At 44.5% G+C, this 18063-nt stretch carries 20 protein-coding genes; 6 read left to right on the plus strand and 14 right to left on the minus strand.

Annotation, left to right across the window (positions count from 1 at the left end; translation table 11 throughout):
* Positions 1 to 351: 351 nt before the first annotated feature.
* Entirely contained in the window at positions 352 to 462 is a 111-nt protein-coding gene (locus PCORN_RS18615; RefSeq protein WP_077913906.1) for a putative holin-like toxin, read from the plus strand.
* A 400-nt stretch (positions 463 to 862) separates the two neighbouring features.
* Here the strand turns inward: PCORN_RS18615 and PCORN_RS13015 are convergent, their stop codons facing one another.
* The 5 genes from PCORN_RS13015 to PCORN_RS21130 all read right to left on the minus strand — a co-directional run bounded on the left by PCORN_RS13015 (position 863) and on the right by PCORN_RS21130 (position 5348).
* A complete protein-coding gene (locus PCORN_RS13015) occupies positions 863 to 2317 on the minus strand; it encodes an ABC transporter substrate-binding protein (protein WP_036081522.1) in 1455 nt (484 codons plus the stop codon).
* 234 nt (positions 2318 to 2551) lie between these two features.
* Positions 2552 to 3526 (minus strand): carbohydrate ABC transporter permease, encoded by a 975-nt coding sequence (locus PCORN_RS13020; RefSeq protein WP_036081417.1) that lies wholly within the window; start codon positions 3524 to 3526, stop codon positions 2552 to 2554.
* Between the two features lie 17 nt (positions 3527 to 3543).
* The gene (locus PCORN_RS13025; protein ID WP_373862716.1) at positions 3544 to 4425 is read right to left on the minus strand and encodes an ABC transporter permease; all 882 of its coding nucleotides are present in this window, start codon (positions 4423 to 4425) and stop codon (positions 3544 to 3546) included.
* Between the two features lie 146 nt (positions 4426 to 4571).
* The gene (locus PCORN_RS21125; protein WP_338151781.1) at positions 4572 to 4826 is read right to left on the minus strand and encodes a hypothetical protein; all 255 of its coding nucleotides are present in this window, start codon (positions 4824 to 4826) and stop codon (positions 4572 to 4574) included.
* Between the two features lie 357 nt (positions 4827 to 5183).
* Positions 5184 to 5348, minus strand: a complete 165-nt coding sequence (locus PCORN_RS21130; RefSeq protein WP_338151782.1) for a hypothetical protein — start codon at positions 5346 to 5348, stop codon at positions 5184 to 5186.
* Positions 5349 to 5567: 219 nt separating this feature from the next.
* On the opposite strand from PCORN_RS21130, the gene PCORN_RS13035 reads away from it, so the two are divergent.
* From PCORN_RS13035 to PCORN_RS13045, 3 genes are all read left to right on the plus strand, one after another.
* On the plus strand, positions 5568 to 5993 hold the full coding sequence (locus tag PCORN_RS13035; RefSeq protein ID WP_036081423.1) for a hypothetical protein: 426 nt from the start codon (positions 5568 to 5570) through the stop codon (positions 5991 to 5993).
* An 85-nt stretch (positions 5994 to 6078) separates the two neighbouring features.
* Positions 6079 to 6348, plus strand: coding sequence for a zinc ribbon domain-containing protein (locus tag PCORN_RS13040; protein WP_036081426.1), 270 nt, complete (start codon positions 6079 to 6081; stop codon positions 6346 to 6348).
* 297 nt (positions 6349 to 6645) lie between these two features.
* The gene (locus PCORN_RS13045; RefSeq protein ID WP_036081429.1) at positions 6646 to 6879 is read left to right on the plus strand and encodes an IDEAL domain-containing protein; all 234 of its coding nucleotides are present in this window, start codon (positions 6646 to 6648) and stop codon (positions 6877 to 6879) included.
* Between the two features lie 434 nt (positions 6880 to 7313).
* Here the strand turns inward: PCORN_RS13045 and PCORN_RS13050 are convergent, their stop codons facing one another.
* The 8 genes from PCORN_RS13050 to PCORN_RS13080 all read right to left on the minus strand — a co-directional run bounded on the left by PCORN_RS13050 (position 7314) and on the right by PCORN_RS13080 (position 16582).
* Entirely contained in the window at positions 7314 to 7757 is a 444-nt protein-coding gene (locus PCORN_RS13050) for a universal stress protein (protein ID WP_036081432.1), read from the minus strand.
* Positions 7758 to 7810: 53 nt separating this feature from the next.
* A complete protein-coding gene (locus PCORN_RS13055; protein WP_036081435.1) occupies positions 7811 to 8482 on the minus strand; it encodes a TVP38/TMEM64 family protein in 672 nt (223 codons plus the stop codon).
* Positions 8483 to 8597: 115 nt separating this feature from the next.
* Positions 8598 to 10106, minus strand: coding sequence for a response regulator transcription factor (locus tag PCORN_RS13060; protein ID WP_036081438.1), 1509 nt, complete (start codon positions 10104 to 10106; stop codon positions 8598 to 8600).
* Positions 10081 to 11487: a sensor histidine kinase gene (locus PCORN_RS13065; RefSeq protein ID WP_159102594.1), complete on the minus strand. Its 1407-nt coding sequence runs from the start codon at positions 11485 to 11487 to the stop codon at positions 10081 to 10083. The genes PCORN_RS13060 and PCORN_RS13065 overlap by 26 nt, the downstream gene beginning before the upstream one ends.
* Positions 11465 to 11839, minus strand: a complete 375-nt coding sequence (locus tag PCORN_RS18625) for a hypothetical protein (RefSeq protein WP_051999471.1) — start codon at positions 11837 to 11839, stop codon at positions 11465 to 11467. The genes PCORN_RS13065 and PCORN_RS18625 overlap by 23 nt, the downstream gene beginning before the upstream one ends.
* Before the next feature lie 24 nt (positions 11840 to 11863).
* Positions 11864 to 12514: a YesL family protein gene (locus PCORN_RS13070; protein ID WP_241433190.1), complete on the minus strand. Its 651-nt coding sequence runs from the start codon at positions 12512 to 12514 to the stop codon at positions 11864 to 11866.
* 55 nt (positions 12515 to 12569) lie between these two features.
* The gene (locus PCORN_RS13075; RefSeq protein ID WP_036081441.1) at positions 12570 to 13883 is read right to left on the minus strand and encodes a glycoside hydrolase family 125 protein; all 1314 of its coding nucleotides are present in this window, start codon (positions 13881 to 13883) and stop codon (positions 12570 to 12572) included.
* Positions 13880 to 16582, minus strand: coding sequence for an alpha-mannosidase (locus PCORN_RS13080; RefSeq protein WP_036081444.1), 2703 nt, complete (start codon positions 16580 to 16582; stop codon positions 13880 to 13882). The genes PCORN_RS13075 and PCORN_RS13080 overlap by 4 nt, the downstream gene beginning before the upstream one ends.
* 221 nt (positions 16583 to 16803) lie before the next feature.
* Here PCORN_RS13080 and PCORN_RS20460 point away from each other — a divergent pair, with 221 nt between their 5' ends.
* Both PCORN_RS20460 and PCORN_RS21385 read left to right on the plus strand, forming a co-directional pair.
* Positions 16804 to 17052: a hypothetical protein gene (locus PCORN_RS20460; protein ID WP_241433191.1), complete on the plus strand. Its 249-nt coding sequence runs from the start codon at positions 16804 to 16806 to the stop codon at positions 17050 to 17052.
* Positions 17001 to 17291 carry a GNAT family N-acetyltransferase gene (locus tag PCORN_RS21385; protein WP_420912039.1) on the plus strand — a complete coding sequence of 97 codons (291 nt, stop codon included), beginning with the start codon at positions 17001 to 17003 and terminating at the stop codon, positions 17289 to 17291. Before PCORN_RS20460 ends, PCORN_RS21385 begins: the two co-directional genes overlap by 52 nt.
* Before the next feature lie 53 nt (positions 17292 to 17344).
* Here the strand turns inward: PCORN_RS21385 and PCORN_RS13090 are convergent, their stop codons facing one another.
* The gene (locus PCORN_RS13090) at positions 17345 to 17959 is read right to left on the minus strand and encodes a Crp/Fnr family transcriptional regulator (RefSeq protein WP_149024355.1); all 615 of its coding nucleotides are present in this window, start codon (positions 17957 to 17959) and stop codon (positions 17345 to 17347) included.
* Positions 17960 to 18063: the final 104 nt, after the last annotated feature.

An 18063-nucleotide genomic window follows, 5' to 3' on the forward strand; every position in this document is an offset into this window, starting at 1 on the left:
CCCTTCCACTTTCTACACTTGTCGTTAATTACATTCTACACTTGTAGTTTTTAAAAGTCAAGCGTTTATTTGAAAATTAGTTTTAGAACGCAGAAAAGTCGTGGTTTGATAGAGGCTATCAAACCTCGACTTAGCGTTTTAGTTGGTCTATGTAGTATTCAATCCGCCTTGAATATAAAGTTACATTTAATTATAAAACTGATAATTAAATTCCGAAATAGCTAGCTTTATGTATTAAAAATTTGCTATAATTGTCTTTGTAGCGAAGTGAAAAAGATGGTGGCGAATTTAATCGAAAGGTGGTGGTGCTTATGAAAATGAGTACTAAAATCTGCAGAAAGGAAACGCCTGATGTCTGTTGCTGAAGCGATGGTGATTGCTCTTGGGTTTGGTACATTTACTGTAACTCTCCTAAGTTTAGTCGTTGCTCTCATCCAATCAGTGAAAAAAGACAAAGAATAAACCATCTAACATTTACTTCTGACCGAGGTAATTAGATGGTTTATAACAATATTACCAACGTCGCCGTCTTTTTAACGGTGCTACTGGATTAGAGAATCATGTTGGCTCATGGTTCTCTTTTTCATATTCATTATAACAAATCAAAAACGCTTTTTCAACAATTGTAAAAAAAATAATGTTGGTACATTTACTGTAACTCTCCTAAGTTTAGTCGTTGCTCTCATCCAATCAGTGAAAAAAGACAAAGAATAAACCATCTAACCTTTACTTCTGACCGAGGTAATTAGATGGTTTTTCTTCTATATCCTAACGTCACTATCTTTTGAGCGGGTTTACTGGATTAGAGAATCATTGTGTATTGGGGCTGTAGCTCACTTCCTTCGAACAGCCCCAATACCTCTTATTTCTCTTTCTTAAACGCATCGTACTGCTTTTGCATCTCAGCCATCACGGTTTTCATTCCCGCGTCATTCAATTTCTTCTTAAATTTCGGCATATAATCATCCGGATCTACCGTCCCAGTCAGAAGCGCTGGCCCGAATTCATTACAAACGTTCGTGATCGCGGCGATTTCTGTGCGGACATTTTTCGAATCAAAATAGAATCCGAGTCCTGGTGATGCTTTTGATTCCTCATTAAACTCCTTGAATTTCTCCCATTTATCTTTCGGTTCATCTGAATAACGTTTCAAAATAAAATGGTTCCCGAGCGCATAAGTTGGCATCGAATAATTCTCCACGCGTGCTGGCAAGTCCTCAATACTGCCATCTGCTAGCTCCGTGTAATGCGTCCCTTCGATTCCTTTGTCGACTAAGTTACGCAAATACGGATCCGTGTTCAGTAAGTTCAAGAACTCCACAGCTTCTTTCGGATGTTTCGACGTTACCGATACGGCTTGAATCGCGCCCGTCACAGAACTATTTTTCACAATCGGCGTTTTCATGATAGGTTGCGTCACCACTTTATACTGACCATTCGTTTGCTTATCCCAAATCGATTCTGCGTACGGTTGATATTTCTCAATACGCACAAACCAGTTTTCCTTCTCGTAAGACCACGGATCGGTCGACGTCGCGATATCCTTACTCACGTAGCCATCCTCATAAAAACCATGCAAATCTTTCAAAATTTTCACCGTCTCAGGTTGCTCATAAAAATTCACCACTTTGCCCGTATCATTGTACTCATCGACCGCAAATGGAAGCGGAACCGCAGAGTCAATCAAATAATCAAACGGTGTCACCGGTTTAAAATCTTTATTCCCACCGATTGGCGTGATGTTCGGCTCATTTTCCTTGATTGTTTTCAAAAATGGCTCTAAGTCCGCGAATGAATTGACTTTGGAAATGTCCATTTTGTATTTATCCACCAAATTTTTATTGAAAACATACACTTGTTGCTCACCGATTTCTTTGTTCGAAGGCACGCCATAAACCTTGTTATCCATCGTTACGCCTTCCCAAAGTTGGCTATTCAATTCGGCTTTCATTTTCTTGCCCTCGTTATCAAGATACTTCGAAATATCCATAAATGCGCCTTTTTGAGAATACGTGACGAATTCTCCTGCAGCGGTGTAAGCGATATCAAAATTTTCGCCCGAATTAATCATCGTTTGCATTCTGCTACCGTAGTCGCCCCAGTCGATTTGCGTCATATCCACGCCAATACCAAGCTTCTCCTGCGTATATTTGTTAACCTCTTTCATCACCTTCGCATTATCCTTCTGAGGCGTCCCAATCATGTACCATTTCAGCGTAACCTCACTATCCCCACTCGCCGATTTATCACTACCACAAGCCGCCATCACCAGCATAACACAACTCAAAATCATCACCAAAAACAGTTTCTTCTTCATCAAAAATCCTCCCTTTTCATCAGGGTTCCGAGTGTTATCCCAGAGCCCAATTTTATCACAAATCTTTAAAATCATGTTTTCTTCTCCAAACCAGAACCAGTCGCCGAACCCCAGCGGGACGACAAATGCTTAGTTTCTAGGCAGAAGCGAGTACCGAAGCGGAGCATACTCAGGTATGTGAGCATCGGAACAGAGCTTCTAACGACGAAAATGAGCGTTTGTCGTTCCGCTGGGCTATTCCTTTACGCCGCCGATGGTTAGTCCGCTAATAAAGTATTTCTGAAAAAATGGATACGTAATCGCGATTGGAATGGTCGAAATAACAACCATCGCCATTTTTGCGCCATCTTGTGGAATTCCTTTGAAAGCTCCAGATGTGAACGCGATATCTGCATTTTGACGCATGAATTCTAGATTATTCTCAATTTTCATCAACAAGGATTGTAGTGGAACTAATTGCGGATTGTCAATGTAAAGTGAGGCGTTGAACCAGTCGTTCCAATAGCCGAGCGTGCTGAACAGGGCGATTGTTGCGATACCCGGTAACGATAATGGTAAAACGATTTTTAGCAAAATGCGTAATTCGCTGGCGCCTTCGATTCGTGCGGCTTCAAGTATTGGCTCTGGAATCGAGCGAATGAAGAAGGTTCGCATAATCATGATGTAGAAGGCATTCATTGCTAGAGGCAGGATTAGTGCCCAAAGCGAGTTTTTCAATTGGAGTACTTGGGTCATGACGATGTATGCTGGTACCATCCCGCCGCTAAATAGCATCGTGAAAAAGGCTAAAAACGTGAATTGCTTGCGGTATGCGAACTGTTTTCTGGAAATCGCGTAGGAGTATAAAGCAATCATCGATACGCTGAACACGGTCCCAACTACCGTCACGACAATTGTTACCCCGTAGGATTGGAGCAGTTGACCCTTCATACTCCAAAGATATTTATAAGCTTCGGTGCTCCACTCGCTCGGAATGAGGCGGAAACCGTTTGTTGCCAATGCATCTTGGCTACTGAATGAAATAACGATGATGTACAGGAACGGAAAGACGCAGAGAATGGCGAGAAATCCGAGCAAGATATTCATCGCTACGTTCATTTTCGGTTCAAAATCTACGACGTCCGGTTTTTTGCACTTCCCTTTTTTCGGCAGGCGGAGGTCGCCATTGACCTGCTCTAACTGCTCGACTTTTTCAATTTGTTCTGCCAATTAACTCGCCTCCGTTTTTAAAATAATGCATATTCTGGATCGATTTTCTTCACGATATAGTTTGTCAGCATAACTAGAATGAAGCCGACAATCGACTGGTAAAGTCCTGCCGCAGCGCTCATACTAATGTCCCCAAGCGATGTTAAACCGCGGTAAACGTATGTATCGATAACATCCGTCACTGGGTAAAGTGGCCCTGAATTTCGCGGAAGTTGATAGAACAAACCGAAATCAGAGTTAAAAATTTTGCCGACGTTTAGAATCGTTAAGATAATGATTAGCGGCGTCAAAGCTGGAATCGTCACGTGGCGAATTTGTTGCCATTTGCCAGCGCCATCAATCATCGCAGCCTCATAGTAATTCCGATCGATACCGGCAATCGCGGCCAAATAAACGATACTCCCGTAACCCAGACCCTTCCATATATTCATGAAAATCAGGATAAAGGGCCAATACTTCGGATCGCTATACCACGAAATCGGATCGCCGCCAAAGGAAACAATCAGTGAATTAAGTAGTCCGCTATCTTCACTCAAGAAGCTGTAAAGGAAGTAACTTACAACAACCCATGATAGGAAATACGGAAATAGCATACCGGTTTGGTAGACTTTTGCCATGCGTTTGTTCACGAGACTATTAAAGACAATCGCCAAAGCAACGCCCAAAAGAAGCCCCACGATAATAAAGACTAAGTTATAAAGTACGGTATTCCTCGTGATAATAAAGGCATCATCGGTTCTAAATAAAAACTTAAAATTCTCTAACCCTACCCAGTCACTGCTCATCAGACTAGATATGAAACCGTTTCCATCTACGCGGTAATCTTTAAAGGCAATCACGGTTCCGAACATCGGTAAATACGCAAAAATTAAAAACCATGCGACCCCCGGTAAAACCATGAATAACCAAATTTTATTCGCGTAGAGTTTTTTGAAGAACTTCTTCAATTCGTGTCACCCCGCTTTTGTAAGTGTTTTCAACATCTTAAGTGTACCTTTTTGGGGGGCGGGCGAATAGTGGGGGAAATATAGATTTGTGGACAAAATTAGTATTCTAGTTTCCCGATATAAAGAAAAACCCGTGAAACCAATTTGATTTCACAGGCTTTATCTAACAAATGGCGCGTTTTCGTTTTTTTTCCGATGCGATCTTTTTCAATCACTTTTTCGATGTAGTCTGTTGCTAGTGGAACCTTACATGAGGTGTCTCCCATATCTACGTGAACTTGACCGATGTTTTTGGCAACAGAGATGGCTTTTTTCAAGTAGCGGCGGGTAGTAGGTTCCCGTGCAGATGACAAATTGATTCATCGTATATTTGACACTGTTTTTGGCTTCATGAATGTTTTTTTTCGACAGTTTCTAAAAGAGTGAGCACCTCGGTTTCGTTAATTTCCTCGTTTGGTGCCAGCGACAAGTAATTAGCATAGCAGCTCCATCCGGTGTCCTCTATTCGCTCCTCGCTGGACGCCATCCATGCTTTGGCGAGTTCGGTTGCGTAGGGGGTTTCAGCTGCGAGGCTCGCTACGATAGCTTCGTTTATAGCGGGACAATTTGCAGTTTCTGCCCAGTTAAGAAGGTCTTCTTTTGTGACTTCTTTTGGGTTAATCGTTAGGCCAGCTAAATACTGAGCATCATAATTCCCAGTCGCGAAAAGTTCACGTGAAACATTTGAGTCCTTTATTTTTTTTGACTAAAAATTGCTTCATATCCCCGATTTTAACACCAAAAATTGGTTCGTTAGCGCCATGTTTACAGAGGGTCTTTCTTGTTTGCTCAGAACCGAGAGATTCGAGTTGTTGCATCACTTCATTTGTATTCATAGGGTTCTCCTTTTCGAACTTTATTACTTTATAGTATAGCGGAAATTCAGGTGGAGAGCCAGTAAGCGGTGATTGATTTGTATTTCTTGGAAAAGATATGTCACAGGATACCTTTATAATTCCGACAATTCTGTGAACACAGTCTAATTATCTATCTTTTTATACGCCAAGGCAGTATAATAAAATGGCATAGTCGTATTTAGAAAGAGAGGTGTTCACATGGTGCAAAAAATTTTTCAATATATCGAACAAAATAGAGAAAACATTGTTCGCTATTGGATTTCTACTTATTACACAAAGACCGAGGAATATGCACAACGCAAGGAATATGATGGTTTTCTTATGACGCAGACGCAGGAAATTACACAACTCTTTCACATGGTCAATCAACAAATGCAACAGAACTATGTCAGCACATCTATCTTTCAGAACGTCGGGGAAGATCGGAAGGATATCGGAACGCCATTGTTAGAAACGGTTCAATACTTCCATCTTGTATTTACAGCTACACTGGAATATCTTTTTCAGCAGCTCCAACAAAATAAGTTCACCTGTTCGAACTCAGCTTTATATCAGTATACCTTGCTCCTGCGTAAACTGGAGATACAAGCCGAGCAAGATTTAATCCTCGGGTACATGAAATAATTTATATTTTCAGCTCGCCTATTGTATCCGGATATGGAGTACGCTATACTTTAAACTATATGTTATGGAAATGGAGAGATGAAAAATGGCGAAAACACCACAGTGCCAAAGTTGCGGCATGCCAATGAATAAACCAGAGGAATTTGGTACGGAAAAAGATGGTACGCGCTCGGAGAAATTCTGTTTAAAATGTTACGAAAATGGCGAGTGGACGAATCCTGATGCAACGTTTGATGAGTTTTATGAAATAAGCTTAAAAGGATTTCAGGAATCTGATATGAGTAAAGTTGGGAAGTTTTTCCTTAACAAGATGTATACGAAGAAATTCTTGAAAAAGTTAGAGCGTTGGCGCTAGAACAATAAATAGCGTCCTTGTACAGAGGCAATGCTAGCTAGCCCCTATATAAATTCAATTGGTGAAAAATATGTTTTGTATTCCGAGCATGTTTTTCGCTGTTTTTTTTGTGTATGATTGAAGATGCCTCTTACCGAACCAGGTGACAAGCATTTTTTTCATTGCCAATGTCAGCTCGATTTCCGTTCAAATAATACCATTCCATGGAATTTTATTGTTAAAAAAGGTTTCATCACGCCTTTAAGGTGGTATTGTCTATTAATAATTTAGAAAATACACTTTGAAGGAGTGATTGTCATGTCTGCCAAGAAAATATCGGAAGCAATGTCTCAACAATACAAGGAGCTCGAAAATGAAAGAATCGTTATGGATATGTTCATCGACTGTTTCATGACAATGCTCGCACAGAAACAACGGATGGAACGAATCCAAAACGAGATTGATCTTGCTTTGGAGACTCAAAATAGACGGCGTTTTTATCGTTTGACTACTCGGATGAAACGATTGCAAGATGAGCAACTTCATATGTAAAGGTGCATAACCCAAATAAATCGGCGACAAGCGCTCGCATTGTTGGGGCTGTTCGAAATGAAATGAGTTAAGCCCCAATATGCCTACGAGCATCGCGAATAGGCGTTCCTTCTGGAGGTTTAGAACAAGGATGCGGTACATCTTTGCGGTTCTGCTACACAAGAGCAGTTTCGCTTAACTTCTCGCATGGTCGAGGAAAATACCCTCTCCCTGCTTTCAGTCATCACATACACCAGTATTCTCCGCTTTGTTGTGGTTCTTTGAAGCCAAGCGAATTAGAACCTCAATATGCAAAAAAATGGAATGAGTTTGCCATCCTCATTCCACCAAACTCCCTGAATACAAACGCTTTCGCTGGATTTGTTTAAAGCAATATCTTCGTCCTACCTCAATGATGAGATAGGCTTTTTTCATGTATAGGGTTCTAACAATCCTTATTTCACTACCATCACGTTACATGGTGCATGGTTGACTACATATGCTGTTGTTGAGCCAATGAGCCTTCTTTCTAATGCGCCTCTTCCGGTTGCGCCGATCACGATTAAATCGCTTTGATTTTCTTTCGCGTATTCTACAATGCTTCGTTTCGCGTCGCCATGTACTGCTTCGTTTTTGTATGGAATCGTTTTATCAAGGTCAGCAGTTATGGTTTCCAGTCTTTTTTCTGCTAGTGCTCGGTAGATGTCATCAATTTCTGGGCGTACATCTAGCTGTAAGTAAAGTTCATCGTCGTTTGGCATGATTTCGGTTATGACGGTTAGGAAGGTCAAACTCGCTTTTTCGAATTTTGCAATCCGGATCGCTTCTTGAAATGCATCCTTCGATTGTTCTGATCCGTCAAACGCCACCAAAATTTGTTTTATCTTTGTTTCTGTCATGCTACTTCACTCACTCTCATATTATATAGTGTCTAAGATTGCCATAACTCCAATCATGCATTGCTTCGTACTTGTCTTTTTTGGAAAATTCGCAGGACGAATACAAGAATCACAACGCAAACGATGGATAAAATGGCAATTTTAGTATTTCCTTTCAGTAAGGCGTCTCCTCCAAATGCGTATAAAAAGGAGGTTGGTAAAACACCGATTGTCACCGCTAGTAAAAGAGATTTCAGCGGTAATTTTAATTTTATAGCTGTGTAGTTTACGATAACAGAAGGGATAACTGGTATCATATATCCCACTGTAATCCCAGCGGTGGGCTTTTTCATGTGCGATATATTCCTTATAAATTGTCCTGGATCTTTCGCTTTTTTGGATAAACCAAATTTGCGTAAAAGTAGGATAACAATCAAGTTTCCCGTTATATTCCCGGTAACATTCATGAGAACCCCGATCCACGGGCCGAAACACACACCTATAAAAATGCCGATAATCGAGTTAGGGACTCCTGGAATAGCGCACATGACAGCAGTCAAAGCTACTAATAGTAACGCGTCTTTTACCCTATGATTGCGGATACTTTCCATCAGGTGGGTTCGATCTGCTTTGGGATCAAGAAATAGCATAAAATCAGCATAGTAATCTTTATATAGCACATAGCCCAGTATTACCACTAAAGTGAGGCCTAGCAAAATAAATAACACTTTTAGCCGAATATTCATTTTGCCCTCCCTTTCCACGTACTACATCAATTATAGCTCGGCATTTTGAACTTAGCAAATTCCACCTATATTAAAAATGACGCCTCACTTTGTAAGCTGAGACGTAGCGTTTCTCCTATTGTACTTTCTCCTTTTTGCGGAAGCCATTCGGGGTGTAACCGGTATATTTCTTGAATTGCCGGTAAAAATAGGCCATGTCCGTATAGCCTGATTCTTCGGCGATTGCTGTCACAGGTTGCTTTGTTGTCATCAGGACTTCTTTGGCATGGTTGACGCGGTATTGATTTAAGTAGTCTGTGAAATGGCTGCCGACTTCTTTTTGAAAAAGTTGACCGAGGTAGACGGCGTTGATGTGGAACTTGGCTCCTAGCGTTTTCAGCGACATACCTTCTGTGAAATGTTCCGTGACGTGGGAAATGATTTTCTGGATAATCGGACTTTTGCTGTTATCGTCATGCTGATTGCGATCGAAAAATGGGTGAATCAGTTCTAGCATCGTTGTTTTAAGTTCGCACGGTGTTGCTGCGCCGTCCAGTCTGCGAATAGCTTTTAGTAGCTGCTCTGGGTCGGATTCGGACATCATAAGCGCGACTTCGCTGAGCACGCGGATGACTTGGTGTGGGTCGCTTTCGTAAAGATGTGCCTCCCATTCGCTGAAAAAGCTGTCGAGCCATTCGAGCGTCTTTTCTTTTTCTTGCAAAACGAGGGCGCGCGCTAGTTGATGTTGGCTGAAATTCGGGCGCCAGCGATGTGGTACAATTTTATCTGCTGAAATGAGTGTGCCTGGTAAGGAAACGAGGCGTTCTTGGAGTAGTTGTTCGAGCTCACGGAATGCTTTTGGGAAATAGGCGGTTCCAGTTCCGACTTCGCTCATCAAAAAGAAACATTGTTCCACACCGATGAGCGCACCGATTTCTTCGTATACCGTCGTGATCTGCGCCGCGATTCCAGCATCGTCCTCCGCCATTAAACCGATGAGCAGTTCTTCTTCGGGATTTAGCAACATGAAGGGATATTCCGCACGTAAACGGCTCTGTAGCTTGCGCCAAACGTCCGCCGTCCGATTCACCTGTCCATACACCGGCTGAATCCACACGAGCGCCGTCCTCATTTCTTTGGCAAGCGGCATTTTATAAAGTGCCATCCGCTCCTTCCAATCTTCCATTCCAATTCGGTCATTCAGCCAACGCCAAAGCGCATTATCTCGCAAAATATAGTATGCTGCATCATCTCCTGTCGTTTGAAAATCGGCTTCTACTTTCTCTTGAATTTGCGTGATTGTTTCGAGTAATTCCGTCTCGTTCAGCGGCTTGAGTAAATAATTCTCAATCCCAATCGCGAGTCCTCGTTTCACGTACTCAAATTCTTGAAATCCCGACAAAACAATGAATTTCGTCTCGGGTTGCTCTTTTTTCCACGCCTCAATCAGCTGTAAACCGTCCATTTTTGGCATTTTAATATCCGTAATCACGAGATCGCACGGCTCAGTCGCGAAATGCGTCAGCGCCTCCATCCCATTTTTCGCCGTTCCGATAATCTCGATTTCCTCATCAAATTCCTGAATTACCGCCTGTAAACCTTGCACAATCAACGGTTCGTCATCTACTAAAAGCATTTTCAACATAGTTTTTCCTCCCCTGCGATGTGTACGGAACGCGCAGTGTCACTTCGGTGCCCTGGCCTTCGATGCTCGTAATCGCGAGTCCGTATTGTTCCCCAAAATAAAGCTGGATACGGCGGTGAATATTCACAAGTCCAATGCGGCCTTGCTCGCCTTTTTCGCCAACTAAATCACTCTGTATTTCGCGCATTTTGTCGTCTGTAATGCCAAGTCCGTCGTCACGCATCCTCACTTTGAGTACGTCGCCGACTCGTTTCGCGCTGAACGTGAGACTCGTTCGTTTTTCTTCATGTCGCGCGTATTTGAAGAAATTTTCGACGAGTGGCTGTAGTGTGAATTTTAAAAATGGGTGTTCCAATAGTGGTTCTTCGACTTCTAGGAAAAATGGGACTTCTTGTTGGTAGCGGAGTTCCATAAATTGGAGATATTGCCGGACGTAGCCTACTTCATCGGCAAGCGTGACCATCTCAATATTGTCGGCGGTGTAGCGCAAAAGCGTGGATAGGTGGTAAATCATGTTGCTGGTCACCTTCGCGCCTTCTAGCCTCGCGTGCATGCGGATGGCTTCCAAGGAGTTGTAGAGAAAATGGGGCTCGACTTGCCCTTGTAGCGCTTTCAACTGGGCTTTCTGTTCCTCAATTTCAAGCGTGTAAACCTGCTTAATGTAGTCGTTAAGGCTGTCCCCCATCTTGTTGAAACTCTGACTGATTAATGTGAGTTCATCTTCGCGTTCGTCGACGGGAAGCTTGGCGCGGAGCTCGCCTTTTTCCATTTGATCCATGCCGTTGATGATGACTTGAATGCGATTAGAATAGCGCTTGCTGATGAAAAAATTAATCGCGATGGAGATTAGGACGAGGCCAACTCCGACGCCGAACAGTGTCCATTGGAGAACGGGGATGCCGCCGATTTGGCTTTCTGGGATAATGACTTGGCCGAAGACACCGGATGCTTGTTCTTCGGTAGTTTGGATGTAGCCGCTGCCACGACGGTAGCCGTTTTCTGCATCCTCAGGCGTGATGTCAGGCAGGGTGTGATTGCTGTATAGCGTTTCTTTCGCGCGGTTGTGGACGGCGAATGTGGATTCCGTTTTGGCCTTTGGAATCAGATCGCCAAGGAATTCTGGGTCGGCATACATCAACACCGTTCCAAGTGGTTGTAGCGTACTCGGATCATTGATGACCTGCTTGAACACGAGGCTCTCACCTAATCGGAACACGTTTTCCTTATGCGAAACATTTTGTAGTAATTTTTTCTCGCCGTATTTTTCGAAAATTGGTTGCCATTTGCCGTAATTTGTCGGAAAAGTATACGTGAATTCTTTGTCCGCCGACACGAGTTGCACCGCGATTACATCCTCATCATATGTAAAATAGGACCTCAAAAAAACTCTGCAAATCCACGCTGTAAAAGCCTTGCCGCGCGTAATAGTTATCGATGTTTTGCTGAATATACTCGGCGTAATCATGGGTCATCGCAATCTGGACGTCATTCATGAGATCACTGTTTTTGTAGATTTCCTGCGTCATCGCGACGAGCGCGGCTTCTTTTCGGTCTACCGCAACGAGCTGCGATTCTGAAACCGCTTTCGTTTCTTGCAACACAGCATCGACTTTTATGTTCGTGTAGTATTTGGATATGAAAAACAGTAATAATCCAACGGTGAACAGCGATGTCAAGGAGAAAATCAATAACATGCGCTGAAAAATTCGCCGTTTTCGTTTATTCGTACTCATTTCTGATAACACCCCCAGTCCCCATTATGCCACATTTTGCGCGGATTGGGCTGCTATTTTTGCTTGCATTTTCTGAAAACGGATGAGATTTACTTTCATCACCCAGTATGCCGGCAAAACACCTGAAATAAAGAGGATGAGCGCTGGGATTTGAGCGATGAGATACGCCGAGATTCCGAAGCCCGCGATGAGAAGTAGTGAGGTTTTCCAGCTTGTGAAAGCGAGCAAGAACGACTGGATAATGTAGCCTCGTAGCGGATAAATGAAATGCGCGTAGACAGAGAAATAGTTCACGAGTGCTAGTATCGTCATCGCGAATAAGAAAAACAAGAAGAAATACAGCAAGCTTGATGCTAAGCCATTCATTGTCGCAAAAACAATGCGGAGATCCATGTATAAAAATACTAAAATCACCGCGAAACATAAGCCCGCCAAATTAGTCTCTACGAAAGCTTTTTTGTAGGCTTTCCAAGCTGTCGGCCAAATTGCGATATCGATATCTTTTTGTGACCATTTTCGCGTCACGGTAAAAAGTGCTGCGGTTGCTGGCATGAAGCCGAAAATGCCGAGTCCTAGAATGACTAAAAACATCCATATGAGGTTCGCCCAGACGAAGCGGATCAACCACTGGCTGGCAACGAAGAATTTATCCATTTTTTCTACTTTATTCATCATATATCATCCCCTACAACGAAAGAGCGAGCCAAATTAGGCGCACTCTTTTCGCATTTTATTTTGTATTGTTAGCTAGTGGAGAACCTTTCACGTAGATGCCGCACAGACTCAGGACAAATTCGCTGAACATCGCGTTCGACCAAGCGAACCATTCGCGGGTGTACTCGTTGTGATTGCTCGCGTTGACGCCTTCATGCATGAAACCAGTGCCACCATCCGTCGTTGTCAGCATCTCCAGAATCGCCAATTTTTCCGATAAATTCGTCGCCGTCATCCCTTGCACACTAAGCGCGATTGGCCACACATAATGATCTGGCGTATGCGGGCTACCAATTCCCATCAACTGACTTCCCTCCACATAAAAAGGATTTTCGCGACTCAAAATAAATTGCCGTGTTGCGAGGTATTTTGGATCGGTGAAATCGCCAAAACCTAAGTACGGCGCAGCTAGGAGACTCGGAACGTTCGCGTCATCCATGAAATTTTTGCGTCCAGTTCCATCAACTTCATAGGCGTACATTTCGCCATAATAAGGATGCTCCTGCACCGCAAAATCCTGAATTCCCTGCTCCATTTCCGTTTTTAGCGTCGCGATTTCCGTGGCAAGATTCGCGTCATTCCAACACACCGCATTGATTTCTTCGAGGTAACCGAGCGCGACCACAGCGAACATATTGCTCGGCACGAGGTAACCGTAGAGACACGCGTCATCGCTAGGCCGGAAACCGCTCCACGTCATCCCAGTATACGTAACCTCCGTGCCCTTTCCATCGCGGTTCAGCGTATCTGATTGGCGCACATCCTCGCGCTCAAATGAATACGGCGACTCCGTTTCATGACGTTGCTCCGTTTTCCAAACATCCAGAATCGCTGCTACACCGTGACGAAAATCCGTGTCAAAATGCGCCAAACTTCCCGTACTCTGCCACAGCAAATAGCCTAGCTGAATCGGATAACAAAGCGAATCAATCTCGTATTTGCGCTCCCAAACGTGCGGCGACATCTCCGTCTTATCCGCCTGAAAACCTTTCCCATTCGCCTCCTGATTAAAAGCGTTCGCATACGGGTCCAGTTGCACAAAGCGCATCTGCTGCTTCACAAGTCCCGCAATCACTGCCGCCATTTCCGGATCATCCTCCGCCACCATCAAGTACGGCCGAATTTGGCTCGTTGAATCCCGCAACCACATCGCTGGAATATCCCCAGTAATCACAAACGGCAATCCTTCCTTCGTCTCCGTCAGCGTCGTAGCATACGTATTTAAAAAGCATTGCTGAAACATTTCCTGTAACTTTTCATGCTCTGGAAAAACTTCCGCAACCCGATCAATCATTTTCTGAAAACTTTTCGGCACATTTTTCGTCGTCATTTCCCATCCTCTTTTCTCCACGTTATAATTTCACTCGGCGCAACCTGCCAACTCCTTGCTAACGCTACATCCGGAACCGCTTCCTCCAAAATCGTCGTTTTGCGCATCTCGTCCAGCAACGCCATCTCTCGAACCGTCTCACTCACACTATAAAATCGCAAAATTTCCGCATCCCCGCTCGCCGCTCGTTTCCAGCTAGAAAAAATAAGCCCTGGCGCATCCATCCACATCGCAAATTCCACACGACTCGAAAGCTCCCCATCATGTTGCCCGTCTGCCTGCATAGCCAGTGGTTCCATCTGATACTCATACGCCCATTTCGCCGCCTCCGTCCGAAGCGTCTCCTCCACATAAGGCATCACATAAAATTCCGCGACCTGCTCGCCAAACGACTGCGCCTCAGGAGTTGGGAAGTTGCCCCAATCACCAAGCTCCGAATTCGCACGTAGCAACGTCAAACGAATCTCCGAACCATCCGCGTTCACCTCATACTCCGGCAAGCCACGATTCACCACCATCAAGCCACCGACCGCAACAAAAGCCTGCTGCCGCTGATCATTACTCGGGTTTTGCCACTCCTCGCTCACCTGATTCGGCCGTTCCACAATCTCAAAAACACTATCCGCAAAATGCGTCGCACGCGTCGTTCCAGTCGGGAAAATCGCACGCACACGATGATCCGCCACGTTGTTATCCATACGCACATCCACCTTCAGCGCCTTCGAACCCGACTCAAGCGTCAATCTCGTCCGCACCACAAACTCCCGCAACCGCTCCGATCTCGGCGATACCCGTCCCGGATGCCAGACCACACGCGCCTTCTCATCCGCAAAAGCCTCCACATCCGCACTCTCCGGCAACATCATCCGATGCGTAATCTCCACCGTTTTGCGAACCTTCGAACTCTCCAAAACCACAAGCTCCGCGCCCAAATCCTCCGTCGAAACCCGCAACCCGTCGCCAGTCTCCTTAAACATATACTCATTCCCGATATCGCCCTGATCCACATACACCCCAAGCCCAGCAAACATTTGCCCCGACTCCTTACAAATCAGCGTATACGAACCATTTTCCGCAATATCCACTTGCAAAAACTTATTCTCCAACCGTTTCGCGTCATTTTCAACCCTTACAGTCTCATTTTCACCCCGCACAGGTACCGCAAAATACGTCGAAAAACCCATCCGCGGCAAATCCTCCGCAACGAAGCGCACACGATACCGCCGCGCAAAATAAGGCTTCCGGAATGCCCGATCCGGCAACTCATAATCGAACTGCATCCCAAGCTCCGTCACGTCCGCATCCACCAAATTCCCGTCCCGATCTCGAATCTCCAACCGCACACTCGGCAATCCGTCCAAATACGCCGGAATCTCCTCAAACGGCATCTCCGCAAAATACGTCCGCCGAAGCTCCACATCCACCGTCACGACCCGCGTCGCCGCATAGCCCGACGTATGAAACACCACAACCGGCACAGCCTCCCCATCCAATTTTGCCGTCGTCGTCGCTCTCGTATCCACCCGCCGCACAATCCGCGTCACCTTATCATCCAGAATCGCGCGCGCCGCTTGCTCCGCCTTCATGAACCGCGTCTCCATCTCCCGATGCACCGCGTCCACGCTACAGCCCGTGATACTATCATGAATCTGATTCTCCATCAGCAATTTCCAGGTAAACTTCAAATACTCCTCCGGGTACGCCGCCGTCCCAGTCCGCGTCGCCATCACCGCAATCGGCTCAACCTGCTTCTCAAGCAACTGCTGCACCCGCTGATTCGCCTGCTTCAAATACATCCGCGACGAAGCCGTATTCACCAATGTCGACCAGCCATCCGTCCGCTGATTCGTAAGCTCCCCCTCAATCACCTGCAAATCCTCACTCGGCAACAATTTCCGCAACTCCGCCACATACTCCGTAAAATGACTATGCTTGAAATCCACATCCGGATACAACTCCCGCGCCACATCCAGCGCCTCCGGTAAATCCACTTGCACCGGCTGATGATCACACCCATTCAAAAACAGCAACGCCCCCGTCGACGCATAATCTGCCACATCCGCAAATCTTTTATCCCAAAATGCCAACGCATCCTCGCGCCGCACCGGAATCTCATTACCATTCGAATACCAATTAGCTAGCAACACACCCAAAACCCGCGTCCCATCCGGCGCCTGCCAAAACATTTCCGAAAACGGCGACGTGTAACCGCCCTCAAAAACCTGATTATTAAACCCAGTCGGCTTCACACCCCGTCCAAAAATCACTGAATCAATCCCGGCCTGCTTCACAAGTTGCGGCGCCTGGCCATAAATCCCAAACGTATCCGGAAAATAGCCGATTCTCTCCACCGCACCAAACTCCCGCGCATCCTGCATCCCATAAAGAAGATTCCGCACATTCGCCTCACTACTCGTCAAAAACGCATCCTGCAACATATACCAAGGACCAATCCGCAATTTTCCGTCCCGAACCAAACGCTCCATCCGCGCCCGTGCCCCAGGTTTCACCGCCAAATAATCCTCCAACATAATCGTCTGCCCATCCAAATGAAAATACTCAAACCCATCCTTATTCTCCAACAAATCCGCCGTCTCATCAAGCAACGTCACCAACTTATACCGCAACGTCTCTAGCGGTAAAAACCACTCCCGATCCCAATGCGAATGTGAAATTATGTACGCCGTTTTCTTCATCAAATTCCGCCCCTCTCACCTATCCCAAAACAGTTTTCCAGCCATTTTTGTATTCGTTTTCATTCTCAGTATATCGGCCTCCATTTCGAAAATCAATGACCCGAACGCAAGTCCTATGATAAGTCTATTTTTATGTGTTTTGTCTACCTTTCCAACCCGCCCCACTTCCCATTAAATCCCCAATATGCTACGATAATGCTATCTTTCAAAAAAGGAGTTTTCCCATGCATATCAAAATCGCTAAGTCCAAAGAAGACAGCCAACATATTTCCGAACTCGCGCATCACATCTGGCACGAACACTACCCTTCCATCATCACCGAAGAACAAATCGACTACATGTTGCGCAAATTCCAAACCGCCGACACCATATACAGCGAAATAACGAATGGCACCACCTACTTAATGGCCTACAAAGCTCGATATTCGTTGGATACGCCGCATTCTATCAAAAAGATGGCGACCTATTCCTAAGCAAACTATATATCGATCCCGCCTACCACAAACAAGGAATCGGCAGGGAGCTATTCTCTGAAATCCTACATTTCGCACAAAAAAACAACTTGCCAACTATCCGACTCTACGTTAACAAATACAACACCAATTCCATCGAAGCCTATAAAAAAATGGGATTCATCGTCGAAAAAGCAGTAGTAACCGATGTCGGTGCAGGTTTCATCATGGATGACTATACCATGACCCACACTTTATAAAACATGAAAAAAGGATAGTTCCCATGACGCATCTGGGTTCTATCCATTTTCTTCTATTTCTTTAAAAAATCTATAGAATTAAATATAAACTGATTTACTTCTCCGTCAATGTATCCTTCATCGCTCCAGGTTTTCCAAGTTTGAGCCATTGTTTTAGTACTAATATTTGCATAATTCGAAACGATTTTCTTTGTGAAGCATTTCGCTAACACATGCTTCCCATTATTTGAAACTGCATATTTTCCCAACAACTCTATCAAACAATGCTTCAGTCTGAGTTCGCTTGGCTCGCGCATAATCAGACATTGATCCACTAAGAAACCATCATGATTCATATTGTTCATATACAAATAGATCCAACCTTCTTGCATACTAAGCAAAAGCTCCACGACAGCCTCACGCCGAAATGCATAACCACTGCATCTTTCCAATGCCCTAAACGTATATAAACTTTCTTCAATAATGAAAGTATTACTCAAACCCGCAATTTGCTTATCGCCTAAAAAAGATATGACTTGTTTATCTCGTTCCAACGATACAATCCCGCTCTCAATGAAGTATACGAATGGGTCTGCCTCTCGTTCTGTTATTAATACGGTTTGTTTCGGTATTATTTTCTTGGTATATGGTACTCGATTTTCTAGCAACGTATTCAAAAAAATTATCATAGTTAAATCGTTGACGTATGACACGATGGCTATATAATTCAACTAGCATTTCTTGCATACTATTCGCCCTCCCCTCTTTTCTATTATTTCTACCGTATTCTAAC

It is taken from the genome of Listeria cornellensis FSL F6-0969, from assembly GCF_000525855.1.
Lineage (GTDB): Bacteria > Bacillota > Bacilli > Lactobacillales > Listeriaceae > Listeria_A > Listeria_A cornellensis.